This is a genomic window from Streptomyces sp. URMC 123 (assembly GCF_051386515.1).
Lineage (GTDB): Bacteria > Actinomycetota > Actinomycetes > Streptomycetales > Streptomycetaceae > Streptomyces.
The window spans coordinates 1-1,127 of the sequence record NZ_JBPQTV010000631.1; the positions used below are offsets into that span (position 1 = coordinate 1).

Sequence of the window (1,127 nt, forward strand, 5' to 3'; positions counted from 1 at the left end):
CCCCCACGCCGCGCCCGCCCCCGTGACCGCCGAGCGGCCGGTGGTGTTCCTCCTCCCGGGGGCGGGCTCCCAGCATCCCGGCATGGGCCGGGGGCTGTACGAGACCGAGCCGGTCTACCGGCGCGAGATCGACCGCTGCGCCGATCTGCTGCGCGGTGTGCTCGACCGGGACCTCCGGGACCTGCTGTACGGCACCGACGCCCCGCCCGCCGGCGACGGACCCCGGGCCGACACCGCCGGCGGCGGAGCCGAGGACGGTGTCTTCCCCACCCTGGTCGCGGCCGAGTACGCCCTCGCCCGGCTCCTGATGTCCTGGGGCATCCGCCCCGCGGCGCTGCTCGGACACAGCCTCGGCGAGTACACCGCGGCCTGCCTCTCCGGGGTCGTGGCGCTCGCCGACGTGCTGCCCCTGGTGGTGCGCCGCGAGCGGCTCTTCGCCCGCGCCGCCGGCGACGGCGGGATGCTGAGCGTCGCCCTCGGCGAGGAGGCGTGCGCCCGCTATCTCGTCCCCGGGCTCTGTCTCGCCGCCGTCAACGGGCCCCGGTCCTGTGCGCTGGCCGGCCCCCTGCCGGCCCTCGCCGAGGCCGAGCGCCGGCTGGCCGGGGACGGGGTGCCGCACCGGCGCATCCGCTTCGGCGCCGCCGCCCACTCCGCCCTGCTCGACCCGGTCCTCGACACCTACCGCGCCGATGTGGCCGCCGTCCCGCTGCGCGCGCCGGAGATCCCCTACGTCTCCAACCTCACCGGCACCTGGATCACCGCGGACCGGGCCACCGACCCCGACCACTGGGTGCGGCACACCCGCGAGCCCGTCCGCTTCGGCGCCGGCCTCGAACACCTCCGGCGCGAACTGCGGCCCATCTTCCTGGAGGTGGGCCCCGGCCGGGTGCTCACCCGCCTGGTGGAGGAGCAGTGCGGGCCGGACGCCGACGCCCTCCCCACCATGCGCCACCCCCAGGCGCGGGAGCCCGACCGGCGCACCCTCCTGGACGCCGTGGGCCGGCTGTGGACCCTCGGGGCCGAGGTCGACTGGCCCGCCCTCCACGCGGAGCGGCCCCGCCGCCGCGTCCCGCTGCCCGGCTATCCGTTCGCGCGCCGGCGCCACTGGATCGAGCCCGCCCACCGGC

General features: G+C 78.3%; 1 protein-coding gene. It reads left to right on the forward strand.

What is annotated here, in order from left to right:
* Window positions 1-22: 22 nt before the first annotated feature.
* Window positions 23-1,127: acyltransferase domain-containing protein (locus ACSNOD_RS31325; RefSeq protein WP_436770459.1), on the forward strand; the 1,105-nt coding region annotated here is incomplete at its 3' end.